At 55.4% G+C, this 15,308-nt stretch carries 14 protein-coding genes; 6 read left to right on the forward strand and 8 right to left on the reverse strand.

The window, feature by feature from the left end:
- Nucleotides 1-13: 13 nt before the first annotated feature.
- Both copD and yobA read right to left on the reverse strand, forming a co-directional pair.
- A complete protein-coding gene (gene copD, locus G0034_RS13510) occupies nt 14-883 on the reverse strand; it encodes a copper homeostasis membrane protein CopD (protein ID WP_179120959.1) in 870 nt (289 codons plus the stop codon).
- A gap of 1 nt (nt 884) precedes the next feature.
- Complete coding sequence (yobA, locus tag G0034_RS13515; protein WP_179120960.1) at nt 885-1,256, reverse strand: CopC domain-containing protein YobA; 372 nt, start codon at nt 1,254-1,256, stop codon at nt 885-887.
- 137 nt (nt 1,257-1,393) lie between these two features.
- Here yobA and G0034_RS13520 point away from each other — a divergent pair, with 137 nt between their 5' ends.
- From G0034_RS13520 to exoX, 3 genes are all read left to right on the forward strand, one after another.
- Nucleotides 1,394-1,624: a DNA polymerase III subunit theta gene (locus tag G0034_RS13520; RefSeq protein ID WP_013096102.1), complete on the forward strand. Its 231-nt coding sequence runs from the start codon at nt 1,394-1,396 to the stop codon at nt 1,622-1,624.
- 110 nt (nt 1,625-1,734) lie between these two features.
- Entirely contained in the window at nt 1,735-2,385 is a 651-nt protein-coding gene (locus G0034_RS13525; protein WP_050861725.1) for a carbon-nitrogen hydrolase family protein, read from the forward strand.
- A gap of 24 nt (nt 2,386-2,409) precedes the next feature.
- Entirely contained in the window at nt 2,410-3,072 is a 663-nt protein-coding gene (exoX, locus tag G0034_RS13530; protein ID WP_179120961.1) for an exodeoxyribonuclease X, read from the forward strand.
- Here exoX and ptrB read toward each other — a convergent pair.
- Complete coding sequence (gene ptrB / locus G0034_RS13535; RefSeq protein ID WP_045268896.1) at nt 3,069-5,129, reverse strand: oligopeptidase B; 2,061 nt, start codon at nt 5,127-5,129, stop codon at nt 3,069-3,071. The genes exoX and ptrB overlap by 4 nt on opposite strands.
- Nucleotides 5,130-5,214: 85 nt before the next feature.
- Entirely contained in the window at nt 5,215-5,865 is a 651-nt protein-coding gene (locus G0034_RS13540; protein WP_179120962.1) for a tellurite resistance TerB family protein, read from the reverse strand.
- Nucleotides 5,866-6,034: 169 nt separating this feature from the next.
- Between G0034_RS13540 and purT the strand changes: the two genes are divergently transcribed.
- Nucleotides 6,035-7,213 (forward strand): formate-dependent phosphoribosylglycinamide formyltransferase, encoded by a 1,179-nt coding sequence (purT, locus tag G0034_RS13545; protein WP_023330716.1) that lies wholly within the window; start codon nt 6,035-6,037, stop codon nt 7,211-7,213.
- 43 nt (nt 7,214-7,256) lie between these two features.
- Here purT and kdgA read toward each other — a convergent pair whose 3' ends face one another.
- The 3 genes from kdgA to zwf all read right to left on the reverse strand — a co-directional run bounded on the left by kdgA (nt 7,257) and on the right by zwf (nt 11,459).
- On the reverse strand, nt 7,257-7,898 hold the full coding sequence (kdgA, locus tag G0034_RS13550; RefSeq protein ID WP_014884307.1) for a bifunctional 4-hydroxy-2-oxoglutarate aldolase/2-dehydro-3-deoxy-phosphogluconate aldolase: 642 nt from the start codon (nt 7,896-7,898) through the stop codon (nt 7,257-7,259).
- A 39-nt stretch (nt 7,899-7,937) separates the two neighbouring features.
- The gene (gene edd, locus G0034_RS13555) at nt 7,938-9,749 is read right to left on the reverse strand and encodes a phosphogluconate dehydratase (RefSeq protein WP_179120963.1); all 1,812 of its coding nucleotides are present in this window, start codon (nt 9,747-9,749) and stop codon (nt 7,938-7,940) included.
- A 234-nt stretch (nt 9,750-9,983) separates the two neighbouring features.
- Nucleotides 9,984-11,459: a glucose-6-phosphate dehydrogenase gene (gene zwf, locus G0034_RS13560; protein WP_014884309.1), complete on the reverse strand. Its 1,476-nt coding sequence runs from the start codon at nt 11,457-11,459 to the stop codon at nt 9,984-9,986.
- 358 nt (nt 11,460-11,817) lie between these two features.
- Between zwf and G0034_RS13565 the strand changes: the two genes are divergently transcribed.
- The gene (locus G0034_RS13565) at nt 11,818-12,693 is read left to right on the forward strand and encodes a MurR/RpiR family transcriptional regulator (RefSeq protein WP_032629265.1); all 876 of its coding nucleotides are present in this window, start codon (nt 11,818-11,820) and stop codon (nt 12,691-12,693) included.
- 134 nt (nt 12,694-12,827) lie between these two features.
- Nucleotides 12,828-14,270, forward strand: a complete 1,443-nt coding sequence (gene pyk / locus G0034_RS13570; RefSeq protein WP_008500455.1) for a pyruvate kinase — start codon at nt 12,828-12,830, stop codon at nt 14,268-14,270.
- A 45-nt stretch (nt 14,271-14,315) separates the two neighbouring features.
- Here the strand turns inward: pyk and lpxM are convergent, their stop codons facing one another.
- Nucleotides 14,316-15,287: a lauroyl-Kdo(2)-lipid IV(A) myristoyltransferase gene (gene lpxM / locus G0034_RS13575; RefSeq protein WP_023330719.1), complete on the reverse strand. Its 972-nt coding sequence runs from the start codon at nt 15,285-15,287 to the stop codon at nt 14,316-14,318.
- Nucleotides 15,288-15,308 lie beyond the last annotated feature (21 nt).

Raw genomic sequence — 15,308 nt, forward strand, 5'->3', positions numbered from 1 at the left:
TTAGTTAACCTTGTCAGAAGGGTTCCCAGGTGGCGAACAGGCTGACCGCTGCCAGAACCAGCGCTCCCAGCACCACTTCTGCCTGTGTCATCCTGATAAAAAGCTGTTGTGCCCACCCGGAATCCGGACGAAACCGTGGCACCAGAAAATACCGATTTGCCAGCGCAATTGCCACCATCAACGCCACCAGCGCACATTTGAACAATAAAAGCTGCACGTAGCCAGCCTGCCAGGGAATATGGACGCCCAGAATCAAGAGCGAATTGATCGTCCCTGTGAGCAGCACGCCCGCGACGGCATAGTGGCCTACGCGTGAGAAACGCATCATGGTGTAGATGGCCGCGTTCTGCCAGCGCCCTTTTGCCAGACGCATGCAGAATAGCAGCGGCAGTAATCCGCCGAGCCAGGTTGCGGCACATAACAGATGAACGGCATGATTGAGACGCTGCACAGCCCCCAACGGACCTTCGTTCATCGTCGCGTGGCCTACCCCTGCCAGCAGGACAAACTGCCCCATTGCGAGCAGTAGCAGCCGGGAGCCTTTCAGCGGCGCAAGCCACGCGGCTGCAACCGTAATAGAAGCCAGGATAATTTGCCACAGCCAGACGCTGCCAAACTGCGTCCCCAGTACGCCGTGCCAGACTTGCGGGTTAAACACATCTCCCCAGCCATCGCCCATTAATCCGCCCTGAAGCATGAACATCAGAAGCGCAGCGGCCAGGGTGATTAAAGATGCCACCCGCTGCTGTAGCGCGAAACGCAGAGCCATCAGACGATGGAGAGAGGAAGGCGCCAACCAGACGCTGTATAGCGCATTACCAAAAACGAGCATCAGCGCCGCAAAATGGATAAAGCGAAACCCAACATAGACCAGTGCCAGCATGCTATTTCACGCTAAAGTGATAGCTGCCTTTGGTTTTGTGGCCGTCGACGGAAACCACATGCCAGTCCACCCGGTAGGTTCCGGTCACCAGCGTTTGCGCCAGCGGAACGATCAGTTGAGCCTTGTTCTTTTCGTCTCGCGTTACGGCTCCCGTTTTGACGACCTGCTTGTGCGCATCCGTCACCACCACACCGCTAAATCCCGGTTCGATACCTTCCGAAAAATTCAGCGTCAGTGACTGCGGAGCGCTCACCACGCTGTCTGCTGCCGGGCTCTGCTGTTTAAGATGCGCATGCGCCAGCACAGTAGGTGAGATAACGACTGATGCCAGAAAAACCAGCGCGCATACCGTGCGTGAAGTGGATAATCCCATCGCGATCATTCCTTTTTGTTATGTCTGTATGCTAAAGAATAACGCTGTATAATAGACGAGTCGAGGATCATCCCACCTCCGCTTGTCATCGTCGCGCAATCGCGGTAACGTTGCCGCCGCATAAACAGGAGAAGGAAATGAAAATCAATCTGGCCGCCCTTCCTCAGGACGAGATGGATAAAGTGAATGTCGATCTCGCAGCCGCTGGCGTTGCGTTCAAAGAGCGTTACAACATGCCCATCGTGGCTGAAGTTGTGGAACGGGAACAACCCGCCCATTTGCGCGACTGGTTCCGGGAAAGATTAATTGCTCACCGTCTCGCTTCGGTCAACCTCTCTCGTCTGCCGTACGAGCCTAAAGTTAAATAAGCTTAACGAGTCGTTACACTTCCTTACGCGAAATCTGGCAGGATAAGAAAACCCTGATTAAATTAGGTGTATTCTTAAATCCCTGCGACTCAGTGTATAAGGAAGTCACGATGTCACAATGGAATATAGCGGCAGCCCAGTATGGCGGGCAGTATCACAGTGTTGATGAGCACGTTACCCATCACCTACGCTTCATTGCCGAAGCGGCACAGCAGCAGTGCGATCTGCTGGTCTTCCCGGAACTCTCCTTAACCGGCTCAGGCACAACGACGTTACCTCCCCCACCGTGCGACGCGCAGCTGGAACCCTTGCTTGATGCGGCACATTTGTACCAGATTAGCGTTATTGCCGGGCTTCCCCTTGAGCGGAATGGCCAGCGTCAGAAAGGTCTCGTGCTCTTTACGCCCTCTCGGCCGAGCATCGTGCGCTATCCGCAAGGCGGCGGTGCGAGCCTGGTTCCGGGGGATAAACAGCTCACCATCATTGATGCGCAGGGCGATTCCCCCAATCTCGATCCGCAGGCAACGCTGTTCACCAGCAGCCAGTCGGTAAGGGACAACCGCTGGCGGCAGTCCATCAGCACCCTGCAACGCTTTGCACACAAATATGCCATTGCGGTATTAATGGCGAACGCCAGCACCGGCAGCGCATTATGGGATGAAAAAGGCCAGTTGATCGTGCGGGCGGATAAAGGCGAGCTGCTGTTGACCGGCACGCTTAACCGACAGGGTTGGCAAGGCGATATCATTCCTTTAGGCTAAGCGTTTTAAGCTCAGGAGATTTTCATGCTGCGCGTCATTGATACCGAAACTTGCGATCTTCAGGGCGGAATTGTGGAGGTGGCCTCGGTCGACGTCGTTGACGGAAAAATAGTCAACCCGATGAGCCATCTGGTGCGGCCCGATCGCCCTATTAGCCCGCAGGCCATGGCTATCCATCGCATCACTGAATCAATGGTGGCGGATAAACCCTGGATAGAAGACGTTATCCCACACTACTATGGCAGCCCGTGGTATGTCGCCCACAATGCCAGCTTCGACCGTCGGGTTCTCCCCGACATGCCCGGGGAATGGATTTGCACCATGAAGCTGGCGCGTCGCCTGTGGCCGGGGATCAAATACAGCAATATGGCGCTGTATAAATCCCGCAAGCTCAGCGTCAGAACGCCTGAAGGGCTGCACCATCACCGCGCCCTGTATGACTGCTATATCACCGCTGCGCTACTGATCGATATTATGAATACTTCCGGCTGGACACCGGATGATATGGCGACGATTACCGGCCGTCCTGCACTGCTGACGACGTTCACCTTCGGAAAATACCGCGGGAGAGCAGTATCGGATATTGCAGATAAAGATCCGGGCTATCTGCGCTGGCTGTATAACAACCTCGACAAGATGAGCCCGGAGCTACGCTTAACCCTGAAGCATTATCTGGGTGAAGATTAACGTTCAGCCTGGCCTGGAAGCGTATCCTGCGCCAGGCCGATCAAAAAGGCGTATTCCAGCGCCACCCCTTCATAAGATTTAAACCGCCCCGACTTCCCTCCGTGTCCGGAGTCCATATCGGTACAGAGCAGCAGCAGGTTGTCGTCGGTTTTCAGTTCCCGAAGCTTTGCCACCCATTTCGCCGGTTCCCAGTACTGCACCTGTGAATCGTGCAAACCGGTGGTCACCAGCATGTGCGGGTAGGCTTTCGCTTCCACGTTATCGTACGGGCTGTACGCTTTCATATAGCGATAATAGGTTTCATCCTGTGGATTCCCCCACTCTTCAAACTCCCCGGTCGTGAGCGGGATAGATTCGTCGAGCATGGTGGTGACCACATCGACAAACGGTACCTGCGCAACGATGCCCTTAAAACGCTCGGGACGCTGATTGATCACAGCGCCCATCAGCATGCCGCCCGCGCTGCCGCCCATGCCAAAGCAGAGCTGCGGATCGCCATAGCCTTGTTCAATTAAGGCGTCGCAAACGTCGAGATAATCATTGAACGTGTTTTGCTTTTTCAGAAATTTCCCGTCTTCATACCAGTGCTGGCCCAGCTCACCGCCGCCGCGAATATGAGCGATGGCAAAAACAAAGCCGCGATCGAGCAGACTTAATCTGCTGCTGCTGAAGTCGGCATCCATGCTGGAACCATAGGAGCCGTAGCCGTAAACCAGGACAGGGTTTTTACCTTTCTGAAAATGCGCCTTGTGATACACGAGCGAAACCGGCACCTCGACACCATCGCGCGCGGTAACCCACAGGTGTTCGCTACGATAATTGTCGGATTCAAATCCCTTCACTTCTGTTTGCTTCAACACCTGGCGCTGGCCGGTATCCATATCCAGTTCGAACAGCGTATCCGGCGTGGTCATCGACGAGTAGCCATAGCGCAGCCGGGACGATTCAGGCTCAGGATTAAAACCAATCCAGGTGACGTAGGCCGGGTCGTCAAACGCGATCCCTATCACCTCGCGCGTTTTGCGGTTGATTTGCCGGATACTGGTCAACCCCCGCTGACGCTCTTCCACCACCAGCCAGTCGGTAAACAGCGTGAACCCTTCGAGCATCACCTGCTCCCGCGCGGGAATAAGCACCTCCCACTTGCGCTCGTCGCGCACCTTGGTCTTATACAGGCCAAAGTTTTTTCCCTCGCGGTTTGAGCGCAGATAAAAGCTGTGCTGGAAGTGATCCAGACTGTACTCATGGTCTTTTCGGCGCGGCAGAAAGCAGAGCGGCTGGGCATCAGGCAGCTCGGCATCCAGCAGTAGCACCTCTGAGGTGGTAGCGCTGGCAAGGAAAATAATCACATAGTGGCGTGAGGACGTTTTATGCAGGCTGACATAAAACGTTTCGTCTTTCTCTTCATAGACCAGTTCGTCATCGGCGGAGTCCGTGCCTACACTGTGGCGCCACACCTGATAAGGCAGCAGCGTGGCGGCGTGCTTTTTAACGTAGTAGACCGTCTCGGAATCGTTCGCCCAGACAAAATCCGGGGAGACGTTTTCCAGCATTTCCGGATACCAGTTACCGGTTTCCAGATTGCGGAATCGCAGGCCATACTGACGACGGGAGAGATAATCCTCCGCCAGCGCCATAATGGTGTTATCCGGGGAGATGGACATACCGCCCAGCGTATAAAACTCGCTGTGGGCGGCACGCTGGTTGGCATCCAGCAGAATATCCCATTCATCCCACTCGGCGCTTAATACCGACTGTCGCTGATAGATGGGATATTCACTGCCGGGCTCGTAGATATGCCGATAACGATAGCCGTTTTTGGTCCAGGGCGCGGAGATATCGCGCTGAGGAATGCGCTGCACCATTTCGTTCAGCAGTTGGTCCTGAAGCGCCTGCTGGCTGGACATGACCTTGCGACCGTAATCGTTTTCTTCATGCAGGTAGTCGAGTACCTCTGGGCGGGAACGTGAATCGTCCCGTAGCCAGTAATAGTTATCTATACGCGTATCGCCATGGGTGGTAATCGCATACGGAGTACGTCGGGCTTTCGGTGGCATGACATCATTCTTTTAAGTTTTACACCCTATAAGGTTGGCAAAACCCGCGCATGATGCAAGCGAAACATGGCTACATCAGCGATAGCTAGCCCTGTAGCGTCTGTTTTTGCTCCCGGATATCCTGCTCGATCCCCTCGCGAACATCCTGAGGAATTTTCAACGCATCGCCCAGGGCGTTGAGATAGCTGCGTTCCATAAAGTGGTCAATATCAATGGTGGCACAGCTCAGGAAATAGAGTTCCAGCGCCTCTTCCTCATTCTGCACGCTTTGCGCCAGACGCTGCGGATCGAGCGGCTGCTCAATGGCCTGCGCCACCAGCGTTCTGCCCTGCTCCTCCACGCCGGCTTCTCGCATCTGCTGCTCGATAGCCGCTCGTTCTTTATCATCAATATGCCCGTCGCTTTTTGCGGCAAACACCAGCGCAAGAATGAGCCGCTCCGTACGCAGATCCAGCGGCGAAGTCTCCTCCCCAAAGTGGGGTTCATCCTGGTGCGCCGCGCGTACCCTGTCCTTGTACTTATTCCACAGCACGGTACCGGCGATAGCGCCGCCACCGGCCAGCAACGCGCCGGTACCGTACTTTGCCAGCAGCTTACGTGAGGATTTATTGGCGACCAGCAGCCCTGCCAGCCCTCCGAGCGCCCCCGGTACCAGCAGTTTGCTGAGCCCCTGGTCGCCTGAACCTGATGTTTTCTGCCCTAACATGGATTGCAGTTGATTTAACCAGCCTGACATGGTTTCCCTCACTTAACGGTTAACATTTTCACAGCGTAAGCGAGCAGGCGTCAGGAAATGTCCGTCGAGGCTAAAGAAGCGCAAATTTCTCGTCGGCCCTTTTGCCCTGCGCAAGACAGACGCAAACGTTTTCGTTTATACTGCGCGCATCTTTTTCAGGGGGAATGTTATGACTCGTTTAGGAACCGCGCTGCGACCTGCGGCGACGCGTGTGATGCTGTTAGGATCGGGCGAGCTGGGGAAAGAAGTCGCCATTGAGTGCCAACGTTTAGGGGTAGAAGTGATTGCCGTAGACCGCTACGCCGACGCGCCCGCCATGCATGTTGCCCATCGTTCTTATGTGATTAACATGCTGGACGGAGAAGCTCTGCGGACACTCATCACGCAGGAGAAACCGGATTTTGTGGTGCCGGAGATTGAAGCTATCGCGACCGATACGCTGATCGCGCTTGAGCAGGAAGGTCAGCGCGTGGTGCCTTGCGCCAACGCAGCGAAACTGACCATGAACCGCGAAGGCATTCGCCGCCTGGCGGCAGAGGAGCTGGGGCTGCCCACTTCAAGCTACCGTTTTGCGGGCGATAAAACCGCATTCCTGCAGGCCGTCGACGAGATGGGTTACCCGTGCATCATTAAGCCGGTGATGAGCTCCTCCGGAAAAGGACAGAGTTTTATCCGCGACAGCAGCACGCTGGACAAAGCCTGGGATTATGCGCAACAGGGTGGCCGTGCCGGAGCAGGCCGCGTGATCGTCGAGGGGGTGGTGAAGTTTGATTTCGAAATCACCCTGCTTACCGTCAGCGCCGTGGATGGCGTCCATTTCTGCGATCCGATCGGTCACCGCCAGGAGGATGGCGATTACCGCGAATCCTGGCAGCCACAGCAGATGAGCGCCCTGGCGCTGGAACGTGCCCAGGATATCGCCCGCAAAACCGTTCTGGCGTTAGGTGGTTACGGTCTGTTCGGCGTGGAGCTGTTTGTCTGCGGCGACGAGGTGATTTTCAGCGAAGTCTCCCCTCGCCCGCATGACACCGGGATGGTGACGTTGATATCGCAGGATCTCTCCGAGTTCGCCCTGCATGTTCGCGCCTTCCTTGGCCTGCCGGTTGGCGGTATTCGTCAGTACGGCCCGGCGGCCTCGGCGGTGATCCTGCCGCAGCTGACCAGTCAGAACGTGACGTTTGATAACGTCGAGGGCGCAACGGGCGCCGGGTTACAGGTACGTTTGTTCGGTAAGCCCGAGATCGACGGCACCCGTCGTCTGGGCGTGGCGTTAGCAACCGGGAATAACGTCGACGAGGCCATCGCACGCGCTAAAGCGGCGGCAGCGAACGTTAAGGTAGCAGGATAAAAAAAAACGGGCCGAAAGGCCCGTTTTTCATACGATAAAAAACTTATTGCTTCGCGCCTTCAACCGCTTCGCGAGCCAGTTTCGTGATGCGATCCCAGTCGCCCGCTTCCAGCGCATCCGCTGGCACCAGCCATGAACCCCCAATGCACAGTACGCTTTTCAGCGCCAGGTAGTCACGGTAGTTCGCCGGAGAGATACCGCCCGTCGGGCAGAAACGCACCTGAGAGAATGGACCTGCAATCGCCTGCAGCGCTTTGGTGCCGCCGTTGGCTTCTGCCGGGAAGAATTTGAACTCTTTCAGGCCGTAGTCCATACCCAGCATCAGTTCAGACACGGTGCTGATACCCGGGATCAACGGAATAGTGCCTTCGGTCGCTGCTTTCAGCAGCGGCTCGGTCAGGCCAGGGCTGATAGCGAACTGAGCTCCGGCCTCCGTGACTTCTGCCAGCTGTTGCGCGTTGAGAACAGTGCCCGCACCGATGATGGCGTCCGGCACTTCTTTGGCGATAGCGCGAATCGCATCCATCGCGCAGGCGGTACGCAGGGTCACTTCCAGAACACGAACGCCACCCGCAACCAGCGCTTTCGCCATTGGCACAGCGTGCTCCAGCTTGTTTACCACGATAACCGGCACGACAGGGCCAGTGGTCAGGATTGCTTCTGCACTTGTTTTCCAGTTTTTCATCAGAGTTTTCTCTCGCCAGATCGTTAAAATCAAGTCGTCTTAAAACGTAATACAGGTCGCGCCCTGCTCCGCACCGGAGAGTTTCTCACGCAGCGCGCTGAACATTTCGCGTCCGGTCCCCACGCGCGATGCGCTCAGGTCAGGAATATGTGGCTGACGTGCCGCCAGCTCTGCCTCATCCACCAGCAGGGTTAACTCACCTGTCTGACCGTTCACGCGGATCATGTCACCGTCGCGCACTTTCGCCAGCAAACCGCCGTCATAAGCTTCCGGCGTGACGTGGATAGCTGAAGGCACTTTGCCGGATGCACCGGAGAGGCGTCCATCGGTCACTAACGCAATTTTGAAACAGCGGTCCAATAATACACCAAGTGGTGGCATAAGTTTATGTAATTCTGGCATGCCGTTCGCTTTTGGCCCCTGATGACGCACTACCACCACGCAGTCTTTATCAAGCAGACCCGCGTCAAAAGCGGGTAATACGTCGTGCTGGCTTTCAAACACCACAGCCGGCGCTTCAATAACCTGGTTCTCTTCCGGTACAGCAGACGTTTTCATCACCGCACGACCGAGGTTGCCGCTCAGCACTTTGGTGCCACCATGAGGAGAGAACGGTTTGTCGATGGTGGCAATCACCTGCGCATCGAGAGATGCGGTCGCCCCGTCGCGCCAGTCCAGCTCGCCATTGTTCAGCCACGGCTCCTGGGTATAGCGCTGCAGGCCAAAGCCTGCCACGGTGTTGACGTCTTCATGCAGCAAACCGCCTTTCAGCAGCTCGCGCATCAGCAGCGGTACGCCACCCGCAGCCTGGAAGTGGTTGATGTCCGCCGGACCGTTCGGGTAAAGACGTGCCATCAGCGGCACCACGGAAGAGATCTCAGAGAAATCATCCCAGTTGATCAGAATGCCCGCCGCGCGCGCCATGGCCACCAGGTGCATGGTGTGGTTGGTCGAACCGCCGGTGGCCAGCAGAGCCACGATACCGTTGACGATCACTTTTTCGTCGACCATTTTGCCCATCGGCATCCATTCATTGCCGTTTCCGGTCAGACGCGTCACCTGACGGGCTGCGGCCTCAGTCAAGGCCTTACGCAGTGGTGCATCCGGCTGGATAAAGGACGAGCCCGGCAACTGCATGCCCATAAATTCCACCACCATCTGGTTGGTGTTGGCCGTGCCGTAGAATGTACAGGTACCCGGCGCATGGTAGGACGCGGCTTCCGCCTCCAGCAGCGCCTGACGGTCTGCTTTTCCTTCCGCATACAGCTGGCGGATACGCACTTTTTCTTTGTTCGGCAGGCCGCTTGCCATCGGGCCAGACGGCACAAAGATCGCGGGCAGATGGCCAAACGACAGCGCTGCCATCACCAGTCCCGGAACGATCTTGTCGCACACGCCCAGGTACAGTGCGCCATCAAACATGTTGTGTGACAGGCCTACTGCAGCAGACATCGCAATCACTTCGCGGCTGAGCAGCGACAGCTCCATACCATCCTGCCCCTGGGTCACACCGTCGCACATTGCCGGCACGCCACCCGCGACCTGACCTACCGCATTCACGCTGTGCAGCGCGTTACGAATGATATTGGGATAGACCTCATACGGTTGGTGGGCGGAGAGCATGTCGTTATAGGAGGTAATAATGGCGATATTGTTACGCAACATGCTTTTCAGGGAGGCTTTATCATCGGGCTGGCAGGCCGCGAAGCCGTGCGCCAGGTTACCACAGGCCAGCTGGGAGCGATGGACGGTATTGCTCTTTGCCTGTTCAATCCGGGCGAGGTAGGCCGAACGGGTCTCCTTCGAGCGCTCAATAATGCGTTGTGTTACGCGTAACAATGTCGGATTCATAAAAGCTCCTCTAATTTATCTGTCCGGGCTCAGGAGTTTACAACGTCGCTGGCAGTTGTTAACACCGCTGAAACGCTTGCCGTCCGGAGCTCTGGGGCAAAATCACTTCCGGCAGTGTAATAAAAAAAGCGCCGCGGGGAAATCCACGCGGCGCTTAAAAGAATAAAAATTGTGCCACTAGCTGTGTTAGATCATGTTACCGGTAAAATAACACTTTCGGGCTAGTGGATTATCCTACTCAAACTCGTTCCAGGAGCGGCCATCACGGGTGATCATGGCCACCGATGCAACCGGACCCCAGGTGCCCGCCTGATACGGTTTTGGCGCATCCTGATCGGCTGCCCAGGCTTCGGTAATGGAATCGACCCATTTCCACGCCTCTTCCACTTCATCACGACGCACGAACAGCGCCTGGATACCACGCATGGTTTCCAGCAGCAGACGCTCATAAGCATCCGCGAGGTGCGTCTGGTTGAAGGTTTCGGAGTAGCTCAGATCCAGTTTGGTGGTCTGCAGGTTATGCTTGTGATCCAGGCCCGGCACTTTGTTGAGGATCTGGATATCAACCCCTTCGTCCGGCTGCAAACGAATGGTCAGTTTGTTCTGCGGCAGTTCCTGCCAGGACTCTTTAAACAGGTTCAGTTCCGGGTTTTTGAAGTAGACGACGACTTCGGAACATTTGGTTGGCAGACGTTTACCGGTACGCAGGTAGAACGGCACGCCCGCCCAGCGCCAGTCATCGATGTCCACGCGGATCGCTACAAAAGTCTCGGTGTTGCTGGATTTGTTCGCGCCCTCTTCTTCCAGGTAGCCCGGCACTTTTTTGCCTTGCGCAAACCCGGCGGTGTACTGGCCGCGAACGGTCTTCTCACGCACGTTGGAGCGGTCAATGCGGCGCAGCGACTTGAGCACTTTGACTTTGGCGTCGCGAATGCTGTCTGCCGTCAGGTCAGACGGCGGTGACATGGCGATCATGCACAGAATTTGCAAGAGGTGGTTCTGGATCATGTCGCGCATTTGGCCTGCCTGGTCAAAGTAACCCCAGCGGCCTTCGATACCTACCTCTTCCGCCACGGTGATTTCCACGTGGTCGATAGTGCGGTTGTCCCAGTTATTCACAAACAGGGAGTTAGCAAAACGCAGCGCCAGCAGGTTCAGTACCGTCTCTTTACCGAGATAGTGGTCGATACGGTAAACCTGGCACTCTTCGAAGAACTCTCCCACCTGGTCGTTGATTTCACGCGAGGTTGCCAGAGAGGTACCCAGCGGCTTCTCCATTACCACGCGCGCCGGTTTGGCGTTCAGTTTGGCTTCGCCGAGACCTTTGCAGATGGCGCCGAAAGTGCTTGGTGGCATGGCGAAATAGTTAATGGTGACACGGTTTTTCTGATCCAGCATGGCGCCCAGGCGGTTAAACGCGCTGACGTCATTGACGTCCAGGTTGCAGAAATCAAGACGACCGCTCAGGGTATCCCACAAACTTTCATCAATTTTTTCCTTCATGAAAGTTTCGAGCGCCTCGCGGACGACTTTGGTATAAGCGTCCTTATCCCAGTCGGCGCGCCCTACCCCCAGGATACGGGTATCCGGATGAATTTGGCCCGCTTTCTCCAGTTGATACAGGGAAGGCAGCAATTTTCGGCGTGCAAGATCGCCTTTCGCGCCGAAAATGACCAGGTCACATGCCTGGGCTGTTTGCGTTACCGCCATGTCATTCTCCTCAGTTGGATCACCTGGTACTTCTGCCAGGTATCGTTGTAATTTTATTACAATGCACTGTACTGCTTTTACGTCATTCCCGAAACCATTAGCACTTATCGTCTCGTGCGATACGGCAATTTTTCGCCTTGCAGCCGATTAAGGGGGCATTATGACGCAACAAGCGTCGATAATTTGCGCAACAGGGTCATAGCAAAACCCGACATCGATCAAGTAATGAAAAAAAACAACAACATTATCTTGTCGACTGTTACCCTTTATGGAAGCCACAGGGGTAATATCGGCTAATCGAATGAAGATTTCATCCATTTATGAAATCGTTTCCACCCCCACGAGCGCCCTGTTAACAATGAATATGCTTGAAAAAATCCAGTATCAACTGGAACACCTTAGCAAATCCGAGCGAAAAGTGGCTGAAGTCATTCTTGCCTCTCCCGCTCAGGCGATTCATTCAAGCATCGCCGCGCTGGCTCAGGAAGCAGGCGTTAGCGAACCGACCGTTAACCGCTTCTGCCGTAGCCTGGAAACGCGCGGCTTTCCTGATTTTAAACTGCATCTGGCACAAAGTCTGGCAAACGGCACCCCTTATGTTAATCGTAATGTGGATGAAGACGACAGCGTAGATGCCTACACGGCGAAAATTTTTGAGTCAGCTATGGCCACGCTTGACCACGTTCGTCAGTCTCTGGATATGAGTTCGGTGAACCGTGCGGTGGATTTACTTACCCAGGCCAAGCGGATCGCGTTCTTCGGACTTGGGTCGTCGGCCGCCGTGGCGCACGATGCCATGAATAAATTCTTCCGCTTCAACGTGCCGGTGATTTATTCCGATGACATTGTGCTGCAACGCATGAGCTGTATGAATTGCAGTGAAGATGACGTCGTGGTACTCATTTCGCATACTGGCCGCACCAAAAGTCAGGTGGAACTGGCGCAGTTGGCCCGTGAAAACGATGCCATGGTGATCGCCCTCACCACCGCCGGTACGCCGCTGGCACGAGAGGCGACGCTCGCCATTACGCTGGACGTCCCGGAGGATACCGATATGTATATGCCTATGGTTTCCCGTCTGGCACAGCTCACGGTTATAGACGTGCTGGCGACCGGTTTTACCTTGCGCCGGGGCGCAAAATTCAGAGATAACTTGAAGCGAGTCAAGGAAGCGCTGAAGGAATCGCGTTTTGATAAAGAATTGCTCATAAAGAGCGATGTTTCCTTAAAGTAGATAACGAAGACGTAACCAATAATTACGATGTAATGATTTACGGCATTCGGTCCACTCTTTGCTGCCTTGCGGCAGATGAAGGCCGATTCAATGTTCACGCAACACCAAAGTTGTTTCAGTCAACGGAGTATTACATGTCCAGAAGGCTTCGCAGAACCAAGATCGTTACCACCTTAGGCCCGGCCACCGACCGCGATAATAACCTTGAAAAGATTATCGCCGCGGGTGCCAACGTGGTGCGCATGAACTTCTCTCACGGTACGCCAGAAGACCATAAATTACGTGCCGACAAAGTGCGTGAGATCGCCGCTAAACTGGGCCGCCATGTCGCTATCCTCGGCGATCTGCAGGGTCCTAAAATTCGTGTCTCCACCTTCAAAGAAGGTAAAGTTTTCCTCAATATCGGCGATAAATTCCTGCTGGATGCCAACCTGGGCAAAGGCGAAGGCGATAAAGAAAAAGTCGGGATTGACTATAAAGGCCTGCCAGCTGACGTGGTGCCTGGCGATATCCTGCTGCTCGACGACGGACGCGTACAGCTGAAGGTGCTCGAAGTTCAGGGGATGAAAGTGTTCACCGAAGTCACCGTCGGCGGCCCGCTCTCCAACAATAAAGGTATCAACAAACTGGGCGGCGGCCTCTCTGCGGAAGCGCTGACCGATAAAGACAAAGCGGACATCGTTACTGCGGCTCTGATCGGCGTTGACTACCTGGCAGTCTCCTTCCCACGCTGTGGCGAAGATCTGAACTATGCACGCCGTCTGGCCCGTGATGCAGGCTGTGATGCCAAAATTGTTGCCAAGGTTGAACGCGCGGAAGCCGTTTGCGATCAGGACGCCATGGACGATGTGATCCTGGCTTCTGACGTGGTGATGGTGGCCCGCGGCGATTTGGGTGTGGAAATCGGCGATCCTGAGCTGGTTGGTATCCAGAAAGCGCTGATTCGTCGCGCACGTCAACTGAACCGCGCGGTGATCACCGCGACCCAGATGATGGAATCCATGATCACCAACCCAATGCCAACCCGTGCGGAAGTGATGGACGTCGCTAACGCCGTGCTGGATGGTACCGATGCGGTAATGCTGTCTGCGGAAACCGCTGCGGGCCAATATCCTGCTGAAACCGTGGCCGCGATGGCGCGTGTCTGCCTGGGCGCAGAGAAGATCCCAAGCATCAACGTCTCTAAACACCGTCTGGACGTGCAGTTCGACAACGTGGAAGAAGCGATTGCGATGTCTGCCATGTACGCGGCAAACCATCTGAAAGGGGTTACCGCGATCATCACCATGACCGAATCAGGCCGTACCGCGCTGATGACTTCCCGTATCAGCTCCGGTCTGCCGATCTTCGCCATGTCCCGTCATGAACGTACGCTGAACCTGACGGCGCTGTACCGCGGTGTGACGCCGGTGCACTTCGACAGCACCAATGACGGCGTGGCAGCCGCGCACGATGCCGTCAATCTGCTGCGCGACAAAGGTTACCTGGTGTCCGGTGATATCGTTATCGTGACGCAGGGTGATGTGATGAGCACCATTGGCTCAACCAACACCACCCGCGTTATGACCGTCGAGTAACAACGTCTGTGTTAAAAAGCCCTCTCCAGATGGAGAGGGCTTTTTTTATTTCCTCGGATAAAGCTCTTTGCGTTTATAAGGTTCCGTTTCACCCGGCTTTCGCGTTTTAAGCAGCTTCAATATCCACGTGTACTGTTCGGTATGCGGCCCCACCAGGATTTCCACCTCTTCGTTCATGCGACGCGCAATGGTGCGATCGTCAGCGGTCAGCAAGTCATCCATCGGCGGGCGGACTTCAATGCTCAGACGGTGCGTTTTACCATCATAAACCGGGAAGAGTGGGATCACGCGGGCGCGACACACCTTCATCAGGCGGCCAATCGCCGGAAGTGTGGCTTTGTAGGTCGCAAAGAAGTCGACAAACTCACTGTGCTCCGGTCCGTGGTCCTGATCCGGCAGATAGTAGCCCCAGTATCCCTGACGTACGGACTGAATAAACGGCTTGATACCATCGTTACGCGCATGCAAACGACCGCCAAAACGACGACGTACGGTATTCCAGACAAAGTCGTAGATTTTGTTGCCCTGGTTATGGAACATGGCCGCCATCTTCTGACCCTGAGAAGCCATCAGCATCGCCGGAATGTCGACACCCCAACCGTGAGGAACGAGGAAAATCACCTTCTCGTCATTGCGACGCATTTCGTCAATGATTTCCAGCCCTTTCCAGTCAACACGGTCAACGATTTTTTCCGGCCCTTTCAGCGCCAGCTCTGCCATCATTGCCATTGCCTGCGGCGCGGTGGTATACATCGCATCGATGATAGCCTCGCGCTCGGCATCGCTTTTTTCGGGAAAACAGTAATAGAGGTTGATCTGCGCACGGCGACGCGCGCTTTTGCCTAAACGCCCGGCCAGACGGCCAATTTTCCCCAGCAGGGGATCGCGCAGCGCAGCAGGCAGCATAGCGATGCCTGCAAAGGTGTAGACCCCGAGCCAGGCGCCCCAGTTGCGCGGATGGCGAAAGGATTTTTCAAACTCAGGAATGTATTCAATATTATTTTTTTTTGTTTCCATGCTGGTTCCAGGGTCTGGTGA

The organism is Enterobacter sp. T2 (assembly GCF_010692925.1).
Classification (GTDB): Bacteria; Pseudomonadota; Gammaproteobacteria; order Enterobacterales; family Enterobacteriaceae; genus Enterobacter; species Enterobacter kobei.

Bases quoted from the DNA above. Each gene is read 5' to 3' on its own strand.
- lpxM (WP_023330719.1), bottom strand. From the start codon at position 15,287: ATGGAAACAAAAAAAAATAATATTGAATACATTCCTGAGTTTGAAAAA.
- exoX (WP_179120961.1), top strand. From the start codon at position 2,410: ATGCTGCGCGTCATTGATACCGAAACTTGCGATCTTCAGGGCGGAATT.
- G0034_RS13525 (WP_050861725.1), top strand. From the start codon at position 1,735: ATGTCACAATGGAATATAGCGGCAGCCCAGTATGGCGGGCAGTATCAC.
- zwf (WP_014884309.1), bottom strand. From the start codon at position 11,459: ATGGCGGTAACGCAAACAGCCCAGGCATGTGACCTGGTCATTTTCGGC.
- G0034_RS13565 (WP_032629265.1), top strand. From the start codon at position 11,818: ATGAATATGCTTGAAAAAATCCAGTATCAACTGGAACACCTTAGCAAA.
- copD (WP_179120959.1), bottom strand. From the start codon at position 883: ATGCTGGCACTGGTCTATGTTGGGTTTCGCTTTATCCATTTTGCGGCG.
- G0034_RS13540 (WP_179120962.1), bottom strand. From the start codon at position 5,865: ATGTCAGGCTGGTTAAATCAACTGCAATCCATGTTAGGGCAGAAAACA.
- edd (WP_179120963.1), bottom strand. From the start codon at position 9,749: ATGAATCCGACATTGTTACGCGTAACACAACGCATTATTGAGCGCTCG.
- kdgA (WP_014884307.1), bottom strand. From the start codon at position 7,898: ATGAAAAACTGGAAAACAAGTGCAGAAGCAATCCTGACCACTGGCCCT.
- purT (WP_023330716.1), top strand. From the start codon at position 6,035: ATGACTCGTTTAGGAACCGCGCTGCGACCTGCGGCGACGCGTGTGATG.
- ptrB (WP_045268896.1), bottom strand. From the start codon at position 5,129: ATGCCACCGAAAGCCCGACGTACTCCGTATGCGATTACCACCCATGGC.
- pyk (WP_008500455.1), top strand. From the start codon at position 12,828: ATGTCCAGAAGGCTTCGCAGAACCAAGATCGTTACCACCTTAGGCCCG.
- G0034_RS13520 (WP_013096102.1), top strand. From the start codon at position 1,394: ATGAAAATCAATCTGGCCGCCCTTCCTCAGGACGAGATGGATAAAGTG.
- yobA (WP_179120960.1), bottom strand. From the start codon at position 1,256: ATGGGATTATCCACTTCACGCACGGTATGCGCGCTGGTTTTTCTGGCA.